This is a genomic window from Corynebacterium sp. KPL3927 (assembly GCF_040225835.1).
Classification (GTDB): Bacteria; Actinomycetota; Actinomycetes; order Mycobacteriales; family Mycobacteriaceae; genus Corynebacterium.
In genome coordinates this window covers 1-20,419 of sequence record NZ_JBEHGD010000018.1, presented here as the reverse complement: position 1 = coordinate 20,419, position 20,419 = coordinate 1, and the positions used below count along the sequence as shown (strand labels likewise).

19 protein-coding genes are annotated in these 20,419 nt (G+C 58.0%); 7 read left to right on the top strand and 12 right to left on the bottom strand.

The annotated features are described in order from the left end of the window. Positions 1–80 precede the first annotated feature (80 nt). The 5 genes from gyrB to dnaA form a co-directional block, all read right to left on the bottom strand. Positions 81–2,150, bottom strand: a complete 2,070-nt coding sequence (gyrB, locus tag ABRP86_RS08850; protein WP_284610502.1) for a DNA topoisomerase (ATP-hydrolyzing) subunit B — start codon at positions 2,148–2,150, stop codon at positions 81–83. 168 nt (positions 2,151–2,318) lie between these two features. After that, positions 2,319–2,888, bottom strand: coding sequence for a DciA family protein (locus ABRP86_RS08845; protein ID WP_349863790.1), 570 nt, complete (start codon positions 2,886–2,888; stop codon positions 2,319–2,321). After that, a complete protein-coding gene (gene recF / locus ABRP86_RS08840) occupies positions 2,885–4,075 on the bottom strand; it encodes a DNA replication/repair protein RecF (protein WP_349863788.1) in 1,191 nt (396 codons plus the stop codon). Before recF ends, ABRP86_RS08845 begins: the two co-directional genes overlap by 4 nt. Then, complete coding sequence (dnaN, locus tag ABRP86_RS08835; protein WP_023016404.1) at positions 4,075–5,256, bottom strand: DNA polymerase III subunit beta; 1,182 nt, start codon at positions 5,254–5,256, stop codon at positions 4,075–4,077. Before dnaN ends, recF begins: the two co-directional genes overlap by 1 nt. 618 nt (positions 5,257–5,874) lie before the next feature. Then, positions 5,875–7,572 carry a chromosomal replication initiator protein DnaA gene (dnaA, locus tag ABRP86_RS08830; RefSeq protein ID WP_349863786.1) on the bottom strand — a complete coding sequence of 566 codons (1,698 nt, stop codon included), beginning with the start codon at positions 7,570–7,572 and terminating at the stop codon, positions 5,875–5,877. Between the two features lie 672 nt (positions 7,573–8,244). Here dnaA and rpmH point away from each other — a divergent pair. From rpmH to ABRP86_RS08795, 7 genes are read left to right on the top strand one after another with little or no spacing between them, the layout of a single operon-like run. Further along, positions 8,245–8,388 (top strand): 50S ribosomal protein L34, encoded by a 144-nt coding sequence (rpmH, locus tag ABRP86_RS08825; protein ID WP_005275994.1) that lies wholly within the window; start codon positions 8,245–8,247, stop codon positions 8,386–8,388. 3 nt (positions 8,389–8,391) lie between these two features. Continuing rightward, the gene (gene rnpA / locus ABRP86_RS08820; RefSeq protein WP_349863784.1) at positions 8,392–8,772 is read left to right on the top strand and encodes a ribonuclease P protein component; all 381 of its coding nucleotides are present in this window, start codon (positions 8,392–8,394) and stop codon (positions 8,770–8,772) included. Next, positions 8,760–9,041, top strand: a complete 282-nt coding sequence (yidD, locus tag ABRP86_RS08815) for a membrane protein insertion efficiency factor YidD (protein ID WP_172596733.1) — start codon at positions 8,760–8,762, stop codon at positions 9,039–9,041. Before rnpA ends, yidD begins: the two co-directional genes overlap by 13 nt. A gap of 13 nt (positions 9,042–9,054) precedes the next feature. Then, positions 9,055–10,038, top strand: a complete 984-nt coding sequence (gene yidC, locus ABRP86_RS08810) for a membrane protein insertase YidC (protein WP_023028030.1) — start codon at positions 9,055–9,057, stop codon at positions 10,036–10,038. 33 nt (positions 10,039–10,071) lie between these two features. Then, positions 10,072–10,671, top strand: coding sequence for a 16S rRNA (guanine(527)-N(7))-methyltransferase RsmG (gene rsmG, locus ABRP86_RS08805; RefSeq protein WP_034659477.1), 600 nt, complete (start codon positions 10,072–10,074; stop codon positions 10,669–10,671). A gap of 10 nt (positions 10,672–10,681) precedes the next feature. Beyond that, positions 10,682–11,530 carry a ParA family protein gene (locus ABRP86_RS08800; protein ID WP_005275982.1) on the top strand — a complete coding sequence of 283 codons (849 nt, stop codon included), beginning with the start codon at positions 10,682–10,684 and terminating at the stop codon, positions 11,528–11,530. A gap of 6 nt (positions 11,531–11,536) precedes the next feature. After that, positions 11,537–12,577, top strand: a complete 1,041-nt coding sequence (locus tag ABRP86_RS08795; protein WP_005275978.1) for a ParB/RepB/Spo0J family partition protein — start codon at positions 11,537–11,539, stop codon at positions 12,575–12,577. Positions 12,578–12,652: 75 nt separating this feature from the next. Here ABRP86_RS08795 and ABRP86_RS08790 read toward each other — a convergent pair whose 3' ends face one another. From ABRP86_RS08790 to ABRP86_RS08760, 7 genes are all read right to left on the bottom strand, one after another. Next, a complete protein-coding gene (locus tag ABRP86_RS08790) occupies positions 12,653–14,014 on the bottom strand; it encodes an MFS transporter (protein ID WP_005275975.1) in 1,362 nt (453 codons plus the stop codon). A gap of 102 nt (positions 14,015–14,116) precedes the next feature. Continuing rightward, the gene (locus ABRP86_RS08785; protein WP_034653713.1) at positions 14,117–15,298 is read right to left on the bottom strand and encodes an N-acetylmuramoyl-L-alanine amidase; all 1,182 of its coding nucleotides are present in this window, start codon (positions 15,296–15,298) and stop codon (positions 14,117–14,119) included. 83 nt (positions 15,299–15,381) lie between these two features. Beyond that, a complete protein-coding gene (gene trxA / locus ABRP86_RS08780; protein ID WP_023029766.1) occupies positions 15,382–15,705 on the bottom strand; it encodes a thioredoxin in 324 nt (107 codons plus the stop codon). Between the two features lie 7 nt (positions 15,706–15,712). After that, positions 15,713–16,639 (bottom strand): thioredoxin-disulfide reductase, encoded by a 927-nt coding sequence (gene trxB, locus ABRP86_RS08775; protein WP_005275966.1) that lies wholly within the window; start codon positions 16,637–16,639, stop codon positions 15,713–15,715. Between the two features lie 129 nt (positions 16,640–16,768). Then, positions 16,769–17,317: an RNA polymerase sigma factor gene (locus ABRP86_RS08770; RefSeq protein WP_005275963.1), complete on the bottom strand. Its 549-nt coding sequence runs from the start codon at positions 17,315–17,317 to the stop codon at positions 16,769–16,771. A gap of 94 nt (positions 17,318–17,411) precedes the next feature. After that, a complete protein-coding gene (gene pepN, locus ABRP86_RS08765) occupies positions 17,412–19,931 on the bottom strand; it encodes an aminopeptidase N (RefSeq protein WP_349863780.1) in 2,520 nt (839 codons plus the stop codon). A gap of 33 nt (positions 19,932–19,964) precedes the next feature. Next, on the bottom strand, positions 19,965–20,234 hold the full coding sequence (locus tag ABRP86_RS08760; protein ID WP_349863777.1) for a hypothetical protein: 270 nt from the start codon (positions 20,232–20,234) through the stop codon (positions 19,965–19,967). Between the last annotated feature and the right edge of the window lie 185 nt (positions 20,235–20,419).

Genomic DNA, 20,419 nt, shown 5'->3' with positions numbered 1-20,419 from the left:
GTTAGAGCCCACCGTGGAATTATTCAGGGTGGGCTCTAGCTTTTCCCTAGCCACTGCACGCACAGGGCTAGGCCAGCGGTTTAGATATCCAGGAAGCGGACATCCTTCGCGCGGCGGGTAATAAAGGAGCGGCGGGCGGCCACGTCATCACCCATGAGGATGGAAAACAGCTCATCGGCGCGCTGCGCGTCTTCCAAATCCACGCGGCGCAACAGACGCGTGGAGGGATCCAGGGTGGTCTCCCAAAGCTCGGAGGCGTTCATCTCGCCCAAGCCCTTGTAGCGCTGGATGCCGTCATCCTTGTTGATCTTGCGGTTTTGCTCCAGGCCTTCCGCCAGCAGCTTATCGCGCTCGTCATCAGAGAAGGCGTAGCCCGGCGTGCCCTTGGACCACTTCAGCTTGTAGAGCGGCGGGTTAGCTAGGTACACGTGGCCATCCTCAACCAACTGTGGCATAAAGCGGAAGAGCAGGGTCAACAGCAGCGTGGCGATGTGCTGGCCGTCCACGTCGGCATCGGCCATCAGCACGATCTTGTCGTACCGCAGCTTCTTGATATCGAATTCCTCGTGGATGCCAGTGCCCAGTGCGGTGATGATGGCCTGGACCTCGGCGTTCTTTAGGACCTTATCCATGCGGGCCTTTTCCACGTTCAGGATTTTGCCGCGCAGGGGCAAGATGGCCTGGAACATGGAGTCACGGCCGGCCTTCGCGGAACCGCCCGCAGAGTCACCCTCCACGATATAAAGCTCCGAACTCCGCGGATCCTTAGAGCGGCAATCCGCAAGCTTGCCGGGCAGTCCGCCCAAGTCGGTGGCGGACTTGCGGCGCACCATCTCGCGCGCCTTGCGCGCTGCCATGCGGGCATGCGCTGAGGAGACGGCCTTATTGATAATGGCCTTTGCCTCTGCCGGGTTGGCATCAAACCAGTCGTTGACGTACTCGTTGACCGAGCGCTGCACAAAGCCCTTGATCTCGGAGTTGCCCAGCTTGGTCTTGGTCTGGCCCTCGAACTGCGGGTCGCCCACCTTGACCGAAATGACGGCGGCCAAGCCTTCGCGGCAGTCATCGCCGGAAAGGTTGCCGTCCTTGTCCTTGATGAGCTTGTGCTCTTTGGCGTAACGGTTCATCAAGGAGGTGAGAGCCGCGCGGAAGCCCTCTTCGTGCGTGCCGCCCTCGTGGGTATTGATGGTATTGGCAAAGGTGTGCACGGACTGCTTGTAGCCCTGGTTCCACTGCAAGGCCACCTCGACCTCGTGGTCCTCGGCCTTTGCCTCGAAGGACACGATGGTGGGGTGAATTGCGCTCTTGGACTTATTGAGGAATTTTACGTAGTCCGTCAAGCCCTCCGGGTAGTGGAAGGTGATCTTCTTGCGGCGCTTCTTATCGGCCTTGGTGACGTTCTTGGAGTCGGCTTCCTCGTTGAAGGTATCGCCGGCATCTGGCACATCATCAAAGGAGGTCTCATCCGCGCTCGCCTCACCGGATTCCGCATCGGCGATTTCCTCGAGCTCGATCTGCTCTTGGGTCACGCGCTCATCAATAAGCTCGATGGTCAAGCCCTTGTTCAGGAAGGCCATCTCCTGTAGGCGGCGCGCAATGGTGTCGTAATCGAACTCGGTGGTTTCAAAGATCTCCGGATCCGCCCAGAAGCGAATCTTGGTACCGGTGCCGCGGGCGTTACCGCCTTCTACAAGGTCATCCGGAATGGCGTTCTGGAAGTTTTGGTACCAGTGCTTGCCCTCACGCTTGATCTCCGCCTCCACGCGGGTGGACAGGGCATTGACCACGGAAATGCCGACGCCGTGCAAGCCGCCGGAAACGGCATAAGAATCGGAGTCGAATTTACCGCCGGCGTGCAGCTGCGTCATGACCACCTGGACGGTCGGCGCACCGGAGGCGTGCATCTCCACCGGGATACCGCGGCCATTATCGATGACCTCGACGCCCCCGTCTTCCAAAAGCTTGACGGTGACCTTGTCCGCGAAGCCTGCCATGGCCTCATCGACGGAGTTATCGACGATCTCCCAGATAAGGTGGTGCAAACCGCGCGATCCGGTAGAACCGATGTACATACCGGGGCGCTTGCGGACGGCCTCTAGACCTTCCAGGATCGTAATTGATCCAGCATCATATGCGTGTTCTTCAGCCACGGATTCGTGCTCTCCTTTTGGCTATAGCTAATTCTAAGACTTTCACTATTCTACACGCATACCCCCTACTGAATGACACCCCACACCGGCCAGAGGTAGCTATGTGGCGCGCTCTGTGGTTATTTATCTTTTAAAGGGCAGAGCTAACCTGCGCCTATCAGCCACTTATCAGCCGTAGGTATCTTGCGATCCTTGCGGCTTCACCCACTGCCGCCCCTCGTAATTGCGCTGCTGCCGCGGGCCATGGATCCGCAGCTCAGCGATGACATCGGGGCCGAGCCGGTCCGCAATTTTGCGCAGGATTTCCCGCTGCAGGTAGCGCAGTTCCGTGGCCCAAGTGGAGTTATCGCAGGAAATATAGACGATCTTGTCCTTGATTTTTTGCGGCTGCGTATGGGCGGCGATGCGCTCGCCCACCAGGTTTTCCCAATTTCCCATCACCCAGCCGTGCGCTAATTCATGCTCCCAGCCGCGGTGGGAAATCTCCTTTTTAATCTGTGAGCCCAGGCTCGGCACATCGATCTTTCGCCGCGGCCTCCTGCCATCGACACCGGTAGGCCTGCCCACCTGGTAGCCGCGATAGTTCTGCTTGTGGGCATCCTCCAAGGAGGGCACCGGCATCTTCGGCACCGGGCGCGTAAGCTTCGGCGGGTTCTTCGAGGTAGAGCGCACCAACCGGAAGTATTGGGTGACGGGGTCTGTGCGCTGCGTGCCGGTTTCCCCTTCTTCCTCACTCATGCCTCTTCCTCGCTATCCTCTCCTGCGGTTGCTTCCGTGTGCAGGGTGGAAATGCGCCCCTGGTCCGTATCTTCCACTCCTACCCGGTAACGCACGATGGGTTCCAGGTTATCCGGTAAGTCCTCATCCACAGCGGCGGTGATAAGCACCTGTTCTGCCGTGGCGGCCAGGTGAACCAGCTGGGTGCGGCGCTTGGCATCGAGCTCGGCAAAGACGTCATCCAAGATGAGGACCGGATCTGATCCCCCTTCTTCGCGCAGGAGCTCAAACTCCGCCAAGCGCAGGGCGATGGCATAAGACCAGGTTTCGCCGTGGCTGGCAAAACCCTTGGCCGGCTGATCCCCCAGGTGGAGCACGAGATCATCGCGGTGCGGGCCCACCAGAGAGATGCCGCGCTCGATCTCGCGCTGCCGGGCAGTGGCCAGCTCGGTCAGCATGACGGCCTCCAGCACCTCGCGGTCAGAGGTATCAATGGTGGATTTATACTCCACGTGCGCAGGCCGCGACTCCGGTGCGAGGCCGGCATAGGCGGCGGGAATGTGGTCCAAGAGGGCATCGACAAGCGCAAGGCGCGCCGCAATGACCTGTGCGCCTAAGCGCGCGAGCTGGGCATCCCACGTATCCAGCGTGGATAGCGCCGAGGCGCCGTCGCTATCGCCGTAGCCGCGCCGCAAGCTTGCCGATGCCGACTTCAACAACGCATTGCGCTGCTTTAATGCCTTGTCATAATCCGCCTTAACCCCAGCTAAGCGCGGGGTGCGCGAGGCGATGATGCTATCAAGATACGCGCGGCGCCCCGCGGGCTCACCGCGCACCAAGGCCAAATCCTCAGGGGAAAACAGCACCGTTTTCACCACGCCGAGCAATTCGCGCGGGCTGCGCAATCTCGTGCGGTTAATCTGCGCCTGGTTGGCGGCATGGGGCTTTATCAGCAGGTGGGTAGTTAATTCACGCCCCTGATTAACGGCAGTAAGGGACACCCGCGCGCTCTGCGCGCCCTGGCGCACCAGCGGCGAATCATGGGAGACGCGGTGCGAAGACAGGTGGGCGGTATAGCCCACGGCTTCCACGATATTGGTCTTGCCAAAGCCATTGCGGCCCACAAACAGAGTAATCCCCGGGCCCAGCTCAAGCTTTAGTTCGGGCCATGAGCGAAAATCCCGAACATCGAGATCCCGTATAAACATTAACCTGGCAGGCGAACCGGCATTAAGAGGTAGGTGAAGTTGGTCTGCGGCGTGGGGAAATTGCCATCCTCATCCGCCTCCGGCAGCTCCTCTGGCTCCGGGATCATGATGGCCGGGCGGGAAGGCTCCGTGAACCCGAAGACCACGCGATCGGTGTTGATGACCGCCAGGCCGTCCTTCAAATAGCCCGGGTTGAAGGCGATGAGGAATTCATCGCGGCCGTGGAATGCGCACGGCAGGGTCTCGGTGGCATTACCGGCATCGGCGCCGGCGGACAGGGTGACCTGGCCATCGGCAAATTCCATGCGGATCTGCGCATTGCGGTCCGTCAGCAGGGAAACGCGGCGAATGGCCTCTTGCAGCGGAGCCACCTCAACCGAGGCAATATTCGTGTGCGACTTGGGAAGCAAGGGCTGGACATTTGGGAAGTCCGCATCCAGCATGCGCGTGGTGGTTTCGCGGTTATCCGCGTGCAGGCCAAACAGGCCATCGGCGCCGATATTGTCGCCTGACCCCACCGCGATCTCGATGGGAATATTCAAATGCGGATCCAGGCTGCGGCCGGTATCTTGCAGGGTCTTTGCTGGGACCAGGAGCTTTGCTTCAACGTCCTCAGCCGCCGGTTCCCACTCCAGGGTGCGCATGGCCAAGCGGAAGCGGTCCGTAGCCGTCATCTCAATATCTTTGCCGTGGATATCCATGTGCACGCCAGTGAGCATGGGCAAGGTGTCATCCTTACCGGCTGCGGATGCTACCTGCTGGATGGCCTCTGCGAAGAGCTGCGGTTGGATCGTGCCGGTGACCTCAGGCAGGACTGGCAATTGCGGGTAATCATCGAGCGGGATGAGCGGTAGCTCGAAGCGGGAGGACCCACAAGTAACCAAAGCCTTGGAATCTACCTGGGAGATCTCAACTTCCTTATTGGGCAAGGTAGCCACGATATCGGAAAGCAACTTACCGGCAACGGCGATCTGGCCGGGCTCATCCACCATGCCGGCGATGCGCACCTTGGTAGAAACCTCGTAATCAAAGCCGGTGAACTCTAAGCCGTTGTCATCAGCGGTGATGAGCATCGCGCGCAGCACTGGCTGGGTGACCTTGGAAGGCAGGCTGCGGGCAACCCACGCTACGGCGTTGGCAAGGTCATCTTTGGCAACGCGAAATGACACGGCTTCATCCATGGTGCGAAGAGCTCCTCTTTGGCGGGGTAGGAATGTGTAACTTTCAAAAGCTGGCTTCCAACTTACCGCATCCGGTGAACCTTGTAATTTTGCCTCCGCCCGTCCGAGCCAGCGCCGGGCGCTCGGGACCGGGCACAATTCCACACATCCCCTTTCTACTTACAAGATCAGAGAAATAATTTAGTAGTAGTAATAAGCGCTGTGGGATCTGTGATCAACGGGGTAAATGACAAGTTCAGCGCGGCGATCCGGGGTGTGCCAATTCTTGTGATCTTGCTGTGATCAACCGGCCCGGAGTGTGGATAAATTGGCGGGTCATCGTTTTATCCACAGCTTCTAGTAGTTATCCACGGATCTGCACACAGTGCTGATCACAGAGGCGTCTGTGCTGGATAGGGCCTGTGGAATTTAAAAATGTGAGCAAAATCTACAAATTACATCCATGAAATTACACAGGTGTGGATAACTCTGTGGATAGCTGTTTATGCGGTCTTTGCAGGGACATAACCGCTGGTAGTCGGCGGTGAAAGGTGGGGGCATCGGCAAGCGCGGCGCCTGCTTACAAAAATGGCGCCTTCCTGTTATTTAAGGAAGACGCCACCGAGTGGTTCGTTTGATCTAGGCGCGACCGCGATTCTTGATGCGCTGGGTCAGGGACTGAATTTCGTCGTAGGTATTGCGCTTTTCCGTCATCTCTTTGCGGATCTTGCGATCGGCATAGATCACCGTGGTGTGGTCCTTGCCGCCGAATTGCTCGCCAATCTTGGGCAGCGATAGCTCGGTCAATTCGCGGCAGAGGTACATCGCCAGCTGGCGGGCATGAGCCACCGCGCGCTTCTTACCAGCACCGCGCAGGGTTTCTACATCAATATCGAAGTATTCCGCGGTGACCTCCATGATGGAGGCCGCGGTAATTTGCCTGTCAGCAGAATCCGGCGCGAGATCGCGCAATGCAATTTCTGCCATTTCCACGTTGATCGGCTCATTGACCAGGGAGGAGTAGGCGGAGACGCGAATGAGCGCGCCCTCGAGCTCGCGAATGGAAGACTCGAAGCGCGAGGCGATGAGCTCCAGGACGGAGCGATCCACCTCAGTGCCATCGGCGGCGGCCTTCTTCATCAAAATGGCAATGCGGGTTTCCAGATCAGGCGGTTGAATATCCGTAATCAACCCACCCTCAAAGCGGGTGCGCAGGCGATCTTCCAGCGTGGTGAGCTGTTTTGGCGGACGGTCCGAGGACAAAATGATCTGTTTATTGGCCTGGTGCAGCGCATTGAAAGTGTGGAAGAACTCTTCCTGCGTGGATTCCTTGCCCTCTAAGAACTGGATATCATCCACCATCAAAATATCAAGGTTGCGGTAGCGCCGCTTGAAGGATTCCTGGCGGTCATCGCGCAAGGAATTAATATAGTCATTCGTAAATTCTTCCGAGGACACGTATTTCACGCGCAACCCTGGGTGTAGCACCTGTGCGTAGTTGCCGGCGGCATGCAAAAGGTGCGTTTTGCCCAGTCCAGAACCGCCCCAGATAAATAGCGGGTTATAGGCGCGGGCGGGATTTTCCGCCACCGCTACTGCCGCGCCATTGGCAAAACGATTCGAAGAACCGATGACGAAGCTTTCAAAAGTGTGCTTCGGGTTTAGCGAGGTTTCCCGGTTGGGATCGTGCGCCGGGGCCTCGCGCGGAATGCGGGCGGCATTCGCAGATCCGCCAAAATCCGATTGCTGGCGGTTATAGTCCTGCTGGCTGTAGTGCTCCGCCAATTCATCCAGGCTTGCCGGGGCATGGCTGGACCGCCAATTAGGCGGGGTCTGACCTGCGGTGGGGTTGTTATTTCCGCGGGCTGCCGCCGCATCCGTTTGCTGGGGGCGAGAGACGTAATTGTGCGCGGAGGAAGAATCGGCCTGCGCCGGTGGCATGTGCTGCGCCTGCGGGTTGGGTTGGGAGGAAGGGGTCTGCGTGCTTGCCGATGCCCCTCCCGGTGCCGGCCCCGAATTCGACGGGTTAGCCGGCGGTTGTGGCTCCTGTGGGGTAGCCAAGGTGACGGCGAAGGAACACGGGCGACCAAGGTGGCGGGTAAGGGCCTTGGAGATGTATCCGCCGAGTTCATTTTCTACAACTTCTTTGGCGTTGACATTTTCTGCTGCGACAAGCGTGTAGCCTTCCACCATCATGATCGGGCGAACCAACTGCAGGTAGAGGCGTTGCGTATGCGAAAAGCTCGGGACCTCAGAGTTGGGCTGTTCGGATTGCGCGAGCAGATCATCGACGATCGCGCGCCACACAGCTTCTAGGTTCGCTTGTGGTTCAGTCACAACGGGCTACCTTCAATAATTCTCTCGGGGACGGGTGGACAGTAAATAACAAATTCCACGGTGGATTCCACCGCGGTTTTCACAGTGGTTTTTATCGAGTCACCTCGATCTCCACAGAGTTATCCACAGGTGTGGAAGAAATAGTTATTCACAGCTTAGTGCATGGCTGTGGATAACTTGTGATAGCCCACTTTATGGTGTTGTACTGCGAAAACAGTAAAACTCTCAAGTGGTTATTTAGAGTTATCCACAACGGTTAGCTTGCTGTGGAATTCGATTCCTTAGTTCTACCGCCGCGAAGGCGGGTGTGTCTAACGGAGGATTTATACTTAAAATGCAAAATGCTATGGAGGGTTGCGGCGCGAAGGATTAGCCGCAGCATGAGCGCGAAAACTGGCCCTCTAGCTGCAGGAAAAAACACTTATGTAATTTCGGGTGTAACCGGGTGTCGATTTGTTTCCAGCGGTTTAAATCACGTAATCTGGCATGGTCTATTGCAACAGAGAGTTGCGTATGAACAGGACGGCGTCACTTCGCATTGGCTGGGCTACCAAGGCTCGCCGAGCATTTGGATAACAGTGACGCGTCAGGTTCATGGAATCCATTCATCAGTGGATGTGCTGCCGTTTTGCGGCGGCAGTATGTCCACGTACAACTTCAAGGAGAATTGACGTGGCAAAGGGTAAGCGCACGTTCCAGCCGAACAACCGTCGCCGTGCACGTAAGCACGGTTTCCGTACTCGCATGAGCACCCGCTCCGGTCGTGCAATTGTGGCCGCTCGCCGCAAGAAGGGCCGCGCAAAGCTGTCCGCATAAGTCATGCTGCCAGCCCACCACAAGCTCACATCACCGCCGCAATTTCGGCGGACGATGAAGGGCAGTCGCCGGCAGGGCACTCGCACCGTCGTCGTGCATGCGCGCGATACCTTGAGTGCGAATTCCAATGGCACCATGGGCAATCCGGCCGAGATCGCGGCCACTGGGCCGCGATTCGGCCTCATTGTTTCTAAAGCCGTCGGGAATGCAGTGGTACGCCACCGCACCTCCCGGCGGCTTCGCCATGTGTGCATGACGCTCATCCCCAAGCTCCCAGCGGGCGTGGATGTTGTCATCCGTGCGCTACCTGCAAGCGCGACAGCCACCAGTGAGCAATTAGAAAAAGATATTACTAAGGCGCTGCGCAAGCAATGGGATATTTAAATACCCGTGGGGAAGAAATTCCTGCAGCCTCCGGACTGGCCGCGCCGCTGGTTAAAGCGGTTCGTTTCTACCAAAAACATGTCTCGGGCCTTAAGATGGTATCAACCTGTCGGTTCGAACCGACATGCAGTGCTTACGCCTTAGAGGCGTTGTCCAGACATGGCGCGCTTAAAGGTACGGCGATGGCAATGGCTAGGGTGTGCAAATGTGGGCCCTGGCATCCGGGCGGATTCGATCCAGTCCCGGTACCGGTCACCAACAACAACTGAGGATTAAACACTCGTGCTTAATTTCATTTACTGGCCAATTTCGGCCGTTTTATGGTTCTGGCACTGGCTGCTATCCCTCGTAATGGATCCCGCCTGGGGCATTACGTGGATTTTGGCCATCGTGCTGCTGACCTGGACGCTGAAGGCGCTCATGGTCAAGCCCACCGTGAGCCAGATTCGATCTTCGCGCAAGATGCAGGAAATCCAGCCCAAGGTGCAGGAAATCCGCGCGAAGTACGGCAAGGATCAGGCTCGCGCCGCGCAGGAAATGCAGAAGGTCTATAAGGACGCTGGCGTCCGCCCGATGGCCGGCTGCCTTCCGGTCTTGGTGCAGATTCCAATGTTCATTGGTCTTTTCCACGTGCTGCGCTCGTTCGACCGCACGGTGTCTGTAGCCGGCGGCTTTGGACACCCCAGCGGCGAGCCGATGTCCATTGAGGACAATGCCAATACCGCGAACTACATCTTTAAGCCGGAGCTCGTCCAGCAGTTCTTGGACGCCAAGATCTTCGGCGTTCCGCTGGTGACGAACCTGCGCCTGAACTCGCCCTTGGTGGAAGGTGTTACCACCACCACCCAGGCGGCGTTCATCATCGTGCCGATGATTGCCGTGATTGTCGTGTTGATGCACTTCAACGCGCGCATGAGCCTGAACCGCCAGGAAAAGCGCCGCGCCCAGGGCAAGACTTCTGCCCCGCAGGGTCAGAATGCGGAAATGATGCAGCAGCAGATGGCCATGATGTCCAAGATGATGCTGTGGGTCATGCCCGCAATGCTGATCTTCTCCGGCTTCATCTGGCCCATCGGTTTGCTGTTCTACATGCTGTCCAACACCGTGTGGACCTTCTTCCAGACCCGCATCATCTACGGCAAGATGGACCGCGAAGAAGAAGAGGAAGAGGCCGCTAAGATTGAGGCCAAGCGCACTACCGCTCCAAAGCCTGGCGCTCGCAAGAAAGATAACCGCACGAAGAAACAGCGGAAGAACGACAACTAAAAAGCTACTGAGGAGATTCTCATAGTGTCCGAGATGGACCCGTCTGCAGTATTTGGCTCTCGCCTGCCGCTTGCGCAGGAATACCACGATTCGCTCGCTACAGACGGGTCCACTCGTGGTTTTATCGGCCCGCGCGAGGTACCGCGGCTGTGGGAGCGCCACATCTTAAACTGCGCCGTCATTGAACAAGTAATCCCGGAAGGCGCCACGGTTATCGATGTCGGCTCTGGTGCCGGGCTGCCCGGCATTCCGCTGGCCATCGCCCGCCCCGATCTGCACATCACGCTCATTGAGCCGCTGTTAAAGCGCTATAACTACCTCAACGAGGTGACCGAAAAGCTGGGGCTAGATAATGTCACCGTGCTGCGCGGGCGCGCCGAAGAAGGCCCCATTAAGAAGGCAGTGGCCGGCGCGGACGTGGTGACCTCCCGCGCTGTAGCTCCCCTGGGAAAGCTGGCAAAGTGGTCTCTTCCCCTAGTGCGCAAGGGCGGGGAGATGATCGCGCTGAAGGGCTCTTCTGTACACGAAGAATTGGAGCGCGATGCCGCGGATATTAAGAAGGCCGGCGGCGGAAAAGCCGAGGTCACGACCGTTCACGGAACCACGATTATCCGTGTCCCGCGCGTGAACTAAAGTAGACGGCATGACTAATCCGCGCCTTATCACCATTGCTAACCAGAAGGGCGGCGTAGGTAAAACCACCTCCGCCGCTAACTTGGCCGCAGCCCTTGCTACTGAAGGCAAGAAGGTATTGGTCATTGACCTTGACCCCCAGGGAAACGCATCGACCGCCATGGGCGCGGAACATAGCTCAGGAACCGATTCCAGCTATGAATTGCTCTTGGGCGATTGCACTGCGGAAAAGGCCATGCAGGCTTCCCCGCATAATTCCAACCTTTATTGCATCCCCGCCACTATCGATCTTGCCGGCGCGGAAATTGAGATGGTCTCCCTCGTGCGCCGCGAGTTTCGGCTTTACGATGCCCTGCATAAAGGGTTCCTAGAAGAACACGGCTTTGAATACGTCTTTATTGATTGCCCGCCATCTTTGGGCTTGCTGACGATCAATGCCATGACGTGTGCGGAGGAAGTCATCATTCCTATCCAGTGCGAGTACTACGCACTGGAGGGCGTGGGCCAGTTATTGGGCAATATCACGATGATTCGCGAGCATCTCAATGAAGATCTGCATATCTCTGCGGTGCTCCTTACCATGTATGATGCACGTACGCGTTTGGCTGAGGATGTGGCCGATAACGTTCGTGAGCAATTTGGCGCCGTTGTCATGGGTAACGTCATCCCGCGTTCAGTGCGCGTCTCAGAGGCGCCTGGTTACGGGACCACGGTGATTGATTACGCCCCTTCATCCACCGGTGCACGGGCGTACCTCGCGGCGGCTCGCGAGCTGAACAGGCGCGGTGATTATCGCCCGCATCCCACCACGGGAGCGATTGGCGTGAGCCCCGAAATTTATGCGGAATTGGAAGGATAGGATTTCATGGCAGAACAAAAGCAAGGTGGCCTAGGCAAAGGCTTGGCCGCTCTCATCCCGTCCGGCCCCGATGCACCTACCCGCAAGCCACGGCTGGGTGATTCCGCCGCAGATATTATCCTGGGAAATTCCACGGGCAATAGCGAGCGCAAGGCACGCGGTGAGAAGCGCGTGAAGGGCGCTCCCACCATTCAACAAGGCTCTGGGTCCAAGTCCTCCAAGAAGCGGCAAGCTACGCCGGCAGCAATCGGTGCGACCTATCGCGAGATTTCCGTGGGGGAAATCGTCCCCAACCCCAAGCAGCCGCGCACCGTTTTTGATGAGGATGAGCTCAGCGAGCTGGTTCACTCCATCCGCGAGTTCGGCCTCCTGCAGCCGGTCGTTGTCCGCCCCTCCGAGGAGGGCGGATTTGAGCTCATCATGGGTGAGCGCCGTTGGCGCGCCTCCTCCAAGGCTGGTTTGGCCACCATTCCCGCGATCGTGCGCGATACCAAAGATGACAATCTGCTGCGCGATGCCTTGCTGGAAAACATCCACCGCGTCCAGCTCAACCCTTTGGAAGAGGCACACGCCTATCAGCAGCTTTTGGAAGAGTTCGGCGTTACCCAGAACGAACTAGCGGACCGCATTGGCCGCTCCCGCCCGCAGGTGACCAACATGCTTCGCCTGCTGCGGTTGCCAGTGGATGTGCAAAAGCGAGTCGCCGCAGGCACCCTCTCGGCTGGTCACGCCCGCGCTATCTTGGGCCTCGATGACAAGGAAGCGATGGACTACATCGCGGACCGGGTTATTTCGGAGGGCTTATCCGTGCGCGCCACCGAGGAAGCCGTGACGCTATATAAGCGCGACGGGAAGCCTGCGGAGAATAAAAAGAAGTCTCAGGTACCGCAGCCGCAATTTTTCACCGACTCGGCCGAGCGCCTCTCGGATCGCTTCGATACCAAGGTCACCGTGACCATGGGCAAGCGCAAGGGCAAGATGGTCGTAGAATTCGGCGACCAGGAAGATTTCGAGCGCATCATGGCGCTGATGGAGCGGGATAAATAACTGGCTCCTGTGGCAGGTTCCCCAGGTGCCTGCCACTTCCGCAAGGTGAGTGCCCTCCTCTTTAGAGCGAGGGCACTATTTCTTAGAAAAGATGAAGTGGCCCTTGGCTTGTTCTTCCTCGTATTCGGCGCCAAGCGGAATGCCCTTGCGCTCACGCAGGAGTAGGGCCGCAATAAATCCGACGATGCTTGCGGAGACAAGATAGACGGAAACCGCAAAGGTCGTGCCCGTTGCTTCTACCAATGCTGCGGCGATCATCGGGGCGAAGGCACCGCCGAGGACGGAACCGATGGCATAAGTAATCGATACGCCCGAGGCACGGATGGATGCAGGGAAAAGCTCGGTATACATGGCAGATTGCGCACCGTAGGTTAAGCCGAGGCCTACCGTCAGGAAAATGAGGGCGGCATACAGCAATCCTAGGGACGCTGTATTTACCAGCGGGAAAAGGGCCGCTGCGCCGATTGCTTGAATGACAAATCCGATGAGATACGTCGCGCGGCGCCCGATATAATCCGATAACCAGCCGGCGAAAAGGGTAAAGATAAGCCACGTGAAGGCGGATAGGGTGACGGCATTGAGGACATCGCCACGCGCGAGCGAGACCGGGCCCTCGGGGTTGGTGGCGTAATTTTGGATATAGCCACCGGTGGTCATATAGCCCACGGTGCCATTGCCGGCAAAGACTAGGGCCGCGACGAGGACAAGCGGGAAATACCGTTTGAAAAGGATCCCAATGGGGTTTGCCGCCTCGCGTTTCTTATTATCTGAGATCTCCTGAAAAACCGGTGATTCATCTACGCCGACGCGGACGGCGTAACCGATGATCACGAGGACAAAGGAAAGCAAGAACGGCACGCGCCAACCCCACTCAAGGAAGGCATCCCCTGGCGCGATGATGTTCATGATGGACAGCACGCCAGAGGACATCAGCAGGCCGATGGGGACTCCGATCTGTGGTCCAGCGCCGAAGAGGCCGCGCTTATCGTTGGGAGCGTGCTCAACTGCAAGCAGTACCGCGGAACCCCACTCTCCCCCGGCAGAAATGCCTTGAATGATGCGGAGGAAAATCAACAGGATGGGGGCCCAGACACCCGCCGTATCGTAGGTGGGCAGGAGGCCAATCAGCGTGGTCGCGCCACCCATGGCAAAAAGGGTGACCATGAGAACGAGGCGGCGGCCAAGACGGTCACCGAAATGTCCCGCTAGGAACGCGCCAAGGGGCCGAAAAAGGAAGGATAGACCCACGGAGGCGAAGGAGACGATGCTGGCTACCCCGCCTTCTAAGGGGCCGAACATCACTTGGTTGAATACCAGGCCGGCAACCGCGGCATAGAGAAAGTAGTCGTACCATTCAATCGCGGTTCCGATTGTGGTGGCAGCTACCACGCGGCGGGTTTCTTTTGTGGAAATTGGGGCGGAGGTTGAGCTGCCCATAATGGGAATCCATTCACTGTGTAGTAGTCAATAACTGGACTGATATTACACGGTGGCTACGCCACAAAAGAATGCTTGCGCCCCAAACCTAGTGAGGAGGGGCTAAGCCTGCTCCGCCTGAAGCAGCTCGGAGAATTTGTAGGTGCCGGTAATGGCGGTGTCTTGCTCCATGAGGTACATGCGCTTGACGGCGATGACGATTGCTTCTGCAATATCATCACGGCGTTTTGGGTTGGTCAGGATTTTGACGTCCTCAGGGTTGGTGAGATAACCTAAAAAGATCTGTACCACCGGCATCTGCGTCAGACGCAAGAGATCCCAGGTACGGCCATGGTTAGAGCAGTCCTGCAGATCGGTGCGGGCCACGATTTCACGCTGGATGAAGCCGGATAGGGTCTCACCAATGAGTGAGGAGTTTCCGGATTCGGAACCAAAGTAGAACGTGGCGACGCCATGGGCCTTCTCATTGGGATAAGAATCGCACGCCAAAGAGATGACCATATCGGCATCAAAGGCATTGGCCAGCTCGGCACGTGATTGTACGTCCGCATCATCGGTGCGGGGGCGCGAAATAATGGTTTCCATGCCGGCGGCGATCATTCGGCCTTCGATGCGTTGGGTGAGATCCCAGAGGATTTCTTGCTCAGAGATATCACCAAAACGGCCCTTGACGGTGAAGCCGGAGTCCCGGCCGCTCAGCGCAGGGTCAATCACCACGCGCTTTCCCGCCAGCTTCGGCCCGGCATTGCGCACGCGTTCGCGTTCTACAATATTGTGCGCCGAACCGCCGGTGATGCGGCGGCCGAGCAAGCTGAGCGCGCGAATGGTAGCGGGCCCACACACGCCGTCTTCCTGCAGCCCGCAGTTGTGCTGGTATTCGGTGAGCGCGGCGTGGGTAGTGCGGCCAAAATGACCATCGACGCGGTCTTGATAAAACCCAAGCTCTTGCAGTTGCTGCTGCAATTGCGAAATGTCATCGCCCACCAAGGCATTGGTGGGCTCGTAGCTCAATACACGGCTACCCAGGGTATATGAGGCTTGGCGTAACTCGCGCAGGGTGAGATCGTCGATCTCTCCCGTTGGGAGGATGCCGCGCGACTGCTGAAATGCCTTGAGCACTTCAGCGAGATCGGCATCAAAGGTCTTATCAGTCTCGGAGTACTTCTGCTTTTTCCAGGCAGACAGTTCCCCCGTGAAATCTGATAAGAGGCCAAGGCGAGCCAAGGTGGCGCGAGCTTCAGCTACGCGCACACTTGAATCACCAACCCGAAGAACGCGATTCACGCCTTTCACCCCTTCCACGGCCCTAGGACTTTGGACCGCATGGCAGATTTCCTACTCGTTAACTTTAGTAACAAGATTAACAGCTATAACTGCTTTTTCACTTGCGCCACGATGTCATCTTTAGAACGCAGGCCAACGAACTCATCGACCTTCTCGCCATTGTTGAAAATCAATACATTTGGGATGGACATGATTTGGAACATGGCACCGAGGTTTCGTTCTTCATCGACGTTGACCTGGGCGATGGTGACCTCACCGTCGAGCTCATCTGCGACCTCTTCCAAGATCGGAGACAGCTTCTTGCATGGCCCGCACCATTCCGCCCAGAAGTCTACGACGACGGGTTTATCCGACTCGATGACATCAGAACGGAATGTTTCAGTGGTTACCTTTTTGACGTTACTCATACTGGATCTAACGGTTTGCAGCCAAGAATTGTTCCGCATCCATGGCAGCGCGGCAGCCAGATCCCGCGGCGGTGATGGCCTGCTGATAATGATCATCTACCAAGTCACCGCAAGCGAAAACGCCAGGCAGGGAGGTCTTAGTGGAAGGCTGATCAACCTCAACGTAGCCGTTATCGTTCAGCTTTACCTGGCCGTTGAGGAAGGACGAACGCGGATCGTGGCCAATGGCAACGAACATGGCGGTCACATCCAAGGTGGAGGTTTCCCCAGTCTCAACGTCCTTGAGCTCTAGGCCGCCGACCTTGCCGTCATCTTCAAGCACGCGCTCGACAACCTTATTGGTTTCCCACTTAATCTGCTCGTTCTCCTGGGCGCGGTCCAACATGATCTTGGAGGCGCGGAAGTTTTCGGAGCGGTTCACAATGGTGACAGACTCCGCGAACTTGGTCAGGAAGGTAGCTTCCTCCATGGCGGAATCGCCGCCGCCGATGACGGCGATATTGTGTCCCTTGAAGAAGAAGCCATCGCACGTAGCGCAGGTGGAAACACCGCGGCCGGAGAGCTCTTCCTCGCCGGGGATACCAAGGTGGCGCGGTGCGGCGCCGGTGGCGAGGATTACCGTGCGGGCTTCAAATACCTCATCGCCCACGTGGAGCTTTTTAATATCGCCCTCCAACTCAACGGAGTCGACGACTTCCATGCGCAGATCCGCGCCAAAGCGGATTGACTGTGCGCGCATTTCTTCCATGAGCTCTGGGCCCATGATGCCCTTTTGGAAGCCCGGGTAGTTCTCTACTTCGGTGGTGTTCATTAATTCGCCACCGTATTCAAATCCCTCAAATACAATGGGGCTGAGTTCAGCACGAGCGGCATAAAGCGCGGCGGTATAACCGGCAGGTCCGGAACCTACGATGGCAACATCGTGGACGGTCATTGCTAACTCCCTAAAATCACAGTGTCATTTTGCGTAACGTCAAGAGTCTACCCGCCAGATTGCGAATCGTTCATATTGCAAAGGCTCGCCGCAGCGAAATTGATGCAAGAATGATGCGATATCGAGATGTTAACCGATGGCTTCGCGCAAGACCTCCCGCGCGCGTGCGCGGCGAGATTTAACGGTGCCGGGCTTTACGCCTTGGGCGGTGGCAACTTCGTTGACGCGGAACCCGGCGACATCGGTAAGCATGAGTGCCTCGCGCTGGTCTTGCCTTAAAAGCTCCATGGCCTCGCGGACGACGAGCTGCTCGGCAAGGTTTTCGGATGGGTTATGCGCCAGCAGTGGATTGCGATCATCGGCAAAATCATCGCTATCGAGCGAGGCGTTTTCCCTATTAGCCCGGTGATTTAAATAGTCGTAGCCGGTGTTTTTCACTAGGCGGTGCAGCCACGTGCTTAAGGCCGATTCCCGCCGGTAATTATGGAGATTGCAGCTAGCGCGCAAAAAGGCTTCTTGTACGACATCCTGCGCGTCATATTCATTCCTTGTATAACGCCGCGCCACGGTGGTCAGCCGCTTGCGGTGGCGTTCCACGATGGCGGAAAAGGCTTTATTATCCCCCTCGATAAAAGCATCAACTAATTCTTCGTCGCTGTGGTCAGGACTTAATGGCATCTGTAGATTCCCCCCGGATCAACAAGTGTTAAAGCAATTGTGACCCGAGGGGAACTCCGGCGCGAGCCGGCGGCGGTACAGTCTATTGACCCGCCTACTGCTGAGCGCGCACGCGCAGGGTGCGGCGCAGGTGATCGCGGCACTCTAGGAGCACGCGGCGCAGCGCACCCGGCAGCTCCTTGTGCAGGAGATCCGTGGTGGCGGACTCCGCCATGGAAGATTCCGGGTAGAGGCCGCGGATCAGCCGGTTGGCTATCTCAATCGGGTGGTTATCCCAAATATCTTCAACGCGGCGGAAGAACTCCTCGGCGAATTCTTCTTGCAACTCCGCCGAGCGCGGGGCATTAAAGCCGGCCAGCAGGGCATCGACCTCCGCATTGGAATACTCCCCTGGCGTTAGCGCGCTATCGAAGGCTGCCCGCTTGGTCTCCGGCGTGGGGAAGGCGTGGCTAGCGCCTAAGAACTCGGCGGCGCCGGTCAGCGTATTATCCCGCTGCTTTTCTGCTTCCAGTTCAGCCAGTGCGACGGCGTCGCGGGCGGCCAGGGCGCGCAGGATGGACCAGCGAATCTGCGGATCGAGGCGCAGGCCTTCCACCGTGCCAGCAAGCAGGTCACGCAGGCGATCGGTGCCGGAGTCCTTAGGCGTGGCGGCCAGTGCGGCAATGGCGGTGCGGGCCAGAATGAGCTGCGCATCGGAGCCCGGATCCGCGGCGTCGAGCTGTTCCCACAGCGCATCGGCAAAATCGGCGCGCACCTCCTCGCGGCGATCTTCGGCCACATAGTGCTGGATGGCAAAGTGCGCATTGCTGTAGGCGGTGGTCAGCAGCGTGGCATTGGTCTCTGCGGGCGCGTGCTTGGCGACGACCCCCACGTACTCCTCCGCATTCCACTCCCCGTCCCTGGTGAGGTTCCACAGCGAGGTCCAGATGACCGCGCGGCTGAGCCCATCCTGGACCTCGGAGAGGTGGTCGCTGATGGTGGCAAGCGAAACGTCGTCGAAGCGGACCTTGGTGTAGGTGTGGTCGGCATCGTTAAGCAGCAGCAATGCCGGGGCCTTCTCCCCCGCCGCCTCATCCACGATGGTGCGGTGGCCGCCGGCGGGAAGGTCGATGTCGAGCTCGCGGTACTTGTGCAAGGAGGCATCAAAAAGCGCCACGCTCAGGCGGTGCGGGCGGGTCGTATCCTCGGCCTCGGCGCTCACCGCGAGCTCGGTGATCTTGTCATTCTCCGTGTGCAGCTCCGGGGTGAGGGTGTCCGGACCCCAGGTGCGTAGCCACGCCTTTGACCAGGAATCAAGGTCACGGTCAGTGTGCTTTTTCAGGGCAGTGAGCAGGTCATCGAAGGTGGCCGCGGCAAACGCATGCTCCTGGAAGTAATCCCGCGCGCCCGCGTAAAAATTATCGCGGCCCACGTAGTGCACGAGCTGCTTGAGCACTGCCGCGCCCTTGGCATAGGTAATGCCATCGAAGTTCTGGCGTGCGGCATCGACGTCTGGGATCTCGGCTTTGATGGGGTGCGTGGTGGGAAGCTGATCCTGCAGGTAGGCCCAGTTTTTACGCTCGCCAGCGAAGTTGACCCACGCCTCTTCGTAGTCGGTGGCGTGCACGGAGGGATCGGCGCCCATGAACTCGGCAAAGGACTCCTTGAGCCAGAGATCGTCCCACCACTGCGGAGTGACAAGATCGCCGAACCACATGTGGGACATCTCGTGCAGGATGGTATTTGCGCGAGAGGCCTTCTGGCTGCGCGTGGCCTTAGAGCGGAAGATATAGCTTTCCGTAAAGGTCACCAGGCCAGGGTTCTCCATCGCACCGAGGTTATATTCCGGCACGAAGATGGAATCGTACTTACCCCAGGGGTAAGCAAAGCCGAAGTTCTCGTGGAAATAGTCCATGCCCTGCGCGGTAAGCTCCAAGATCTCCTCGTCCAAGTATTCAAACATGGAGGCGCGGGCAAAGGCGCGCAGCTGCGCGGAGTGCTCGCCATCCGGCGAAGTCCAGGTGCGCTCTTGGTACTTATAAGGCCCCGCGGCAAAAGAGGTGAGGTACGTCGAAAGCGGCGGGGTGGGCGCAAAGCGAACCGCGGCATTGTCACCGTGCTCCTCGCGCTCGGTCTCCGGCTGGTTGGAGAGGATTTGCCAGTCCTTCGGCGCGGTCATGGCGACGTGGAACGGCGCCTTGAGGTCGGGCTGCTCAAAGCAAGGGAAGATGCGGCGGGCATCGGAAGGCTCGAGGTGTGAGTACAGATAGGTCGCGTCATCGGCCTGGTCGTGCATGCGGTGCAAACCCTGGCCCGTGCGCGAGTAGCGCGAGGTGCCACTGACCTCAATCGTCAGCTCCTCCCCTACCGGTAGCCCGTGGAGGCGGATAAGGCTGCCATCAAAGTCGATGTCCTGCGCCTGACCGTTAACCGTTACCTGCTCTACCGATTCTCCCAGGTAGTCCAGGAAAAGCTCGGGCTCGATGGTGGTGAGATCGATGCGGCTCGTCGCGCCAAACGTGGGGCTTTCCTTAACTTGAGATAAGTCGAGGTGTAGGTGGTATGCCCGCAGGTCTACTGCTGCAGCGCGCTCTTGGAGCTGCTCGTGCTGGGTTTTATCGCGTTGTGTCGTCATAGTTAGAAACTATAGTTACCGCAGAAGCTGGGCTCAGGAAGATGTGCCCCCCCCTGAATCTGCGACGAGCATTTCAACCGGCGACAATCCACCGAGTATTACTGCCTCTTTGTGGGCCCGATGGATCGATCGTGGCTTGTCCCATTTTTTCAAATGGCGCAGGATATCAGTTATAACCTTTCTGTCGACACCTAATTCCTCGGCCGTCTCCCGCGCGGAGAGTACTTCGCCTGCTTCAAGCTGTGCCAAAATCCAATCTTGCACTGAGGCCGATGAAATTGCTCCTTGTTTATTCAATCCCATAAGTTTCCTCGCGTCACCAGACAGGATCCATTCCCCGGCGTTCCGAAGCCTTTCCAGGTATCCAATAGACGAATACCACTGGAGAATACCTTGGGCTTCTTGCTCGGTGGGGCCCGACCCCCGGAAAGTGGACACATCGGGGGTTAACTATGCGACTTTAGCTAGTATAGCTGAAGTCTCGGCTT

What these genes read in the sequence shown, in the direction of transcription:
- ABRP86_RS08845 (WP_349863790.1), bottom strand. Translation starts at nt 2,888, where the DNA reads ATGAGTGAGGAAGAAGGGGAAACCGGCACGCAGCGCACAGACCCCGTC.
- recF (WP_349863788.1), bottom strand. Translation starts at nt 4,075, where the DNA reads ATGTTTATACGGGATCTCGATGTTCGGGATTTTCGCTCATGGCCCGAA.
- dnaN (WP_023016404.1), bottom strand. Translation starts at nt 5,256, where the DNA reads ATGGATGAAGCCGTGTCATTTCGCGTTGCCAAAGATGACCTTGCCAAC.
- rnpA (WP_349863784.1), top strand. Translation starts at nt 8,392, where the DNA reads ATGCTGCCAGCCCACCACAAGCTCACATCACCGCCGCAATTTCGGCGG.
- yidD (WP_172596733.1), top strand. Translation starts at nt 8,760, where the DNA reads ATGGGATATTTAAATACCCGTGGGGAAGAAATTCCTGCAGCCTCCGGA.
- rsmG (WP_034659477.1), top strand. Translation starts at nt 10,072, where the DNA reads ATGGACCCGTCTGCAGTATTTGGCTCTCGCCTGCCGCTTGCGCAGGAA.
- ABRP86_RS08800 (WP_005275982.1), top strand. Translation starts at nt 10,682, where the DNA reads ATGACTAATCCGCGCCTTATCACCATTGCTAACCAGAAGGGCGGCGTA.
- ABRP86_RS08795 (WP_005275978.1), top strand. Translation starts at nt 11,537, where the DNA reads ATGGCAGAACAAAAGCAAGGTGGCCTAGGCAAAGGCTTGGCCGCTCTC.
- ABRP86_RS08790 (WP_005275975.1), bottom strand. Translation starts at nt 14,014, where the DNA reads ATGGGCAGCTCAACCTCCGCCCCAATTTCCACAAAAGAAACCCGCCGC.
- trxA (WP_023029766.1), bottom strand. Translation starts at nt 15,705, where the DNA reads ATGAGTAACGTCAAAAAGGTAACCACTGAAACATTCCGTTCTGATGTC.
- trxB (WP_005275966.1), bottom strand. Translation starts at nt 16,639, where the DNA reads ATGACCGTCCACGATGTTGCCATCGTAGGTTCCGGACCTGCCGGTTAT.
- ABRP86_RS08770 (WP_005275963.1), bottom strand. Translation starts at nt 17,317, where the DNA reads ATGCCATTAAGTCCTGACCACAGCGACGAAGAATTAGTTGATGCTTTT.
- pepN (WP_349863780.1), bottom strand. Translation starts at nt 19,931, where the DNA reads ATGACGACACAACGCGATAAAACCCAGCACGAGCAGCTCCAAGAGCGC.
- ABRP86_RS08760 (WP_349863777.1), bottom strand. Translation starts at nt 20,234, where the DNA reads ATGGGATTGAATAAACAAGGAGCAATTTCATCGGCCTCAGTGCAAGAT.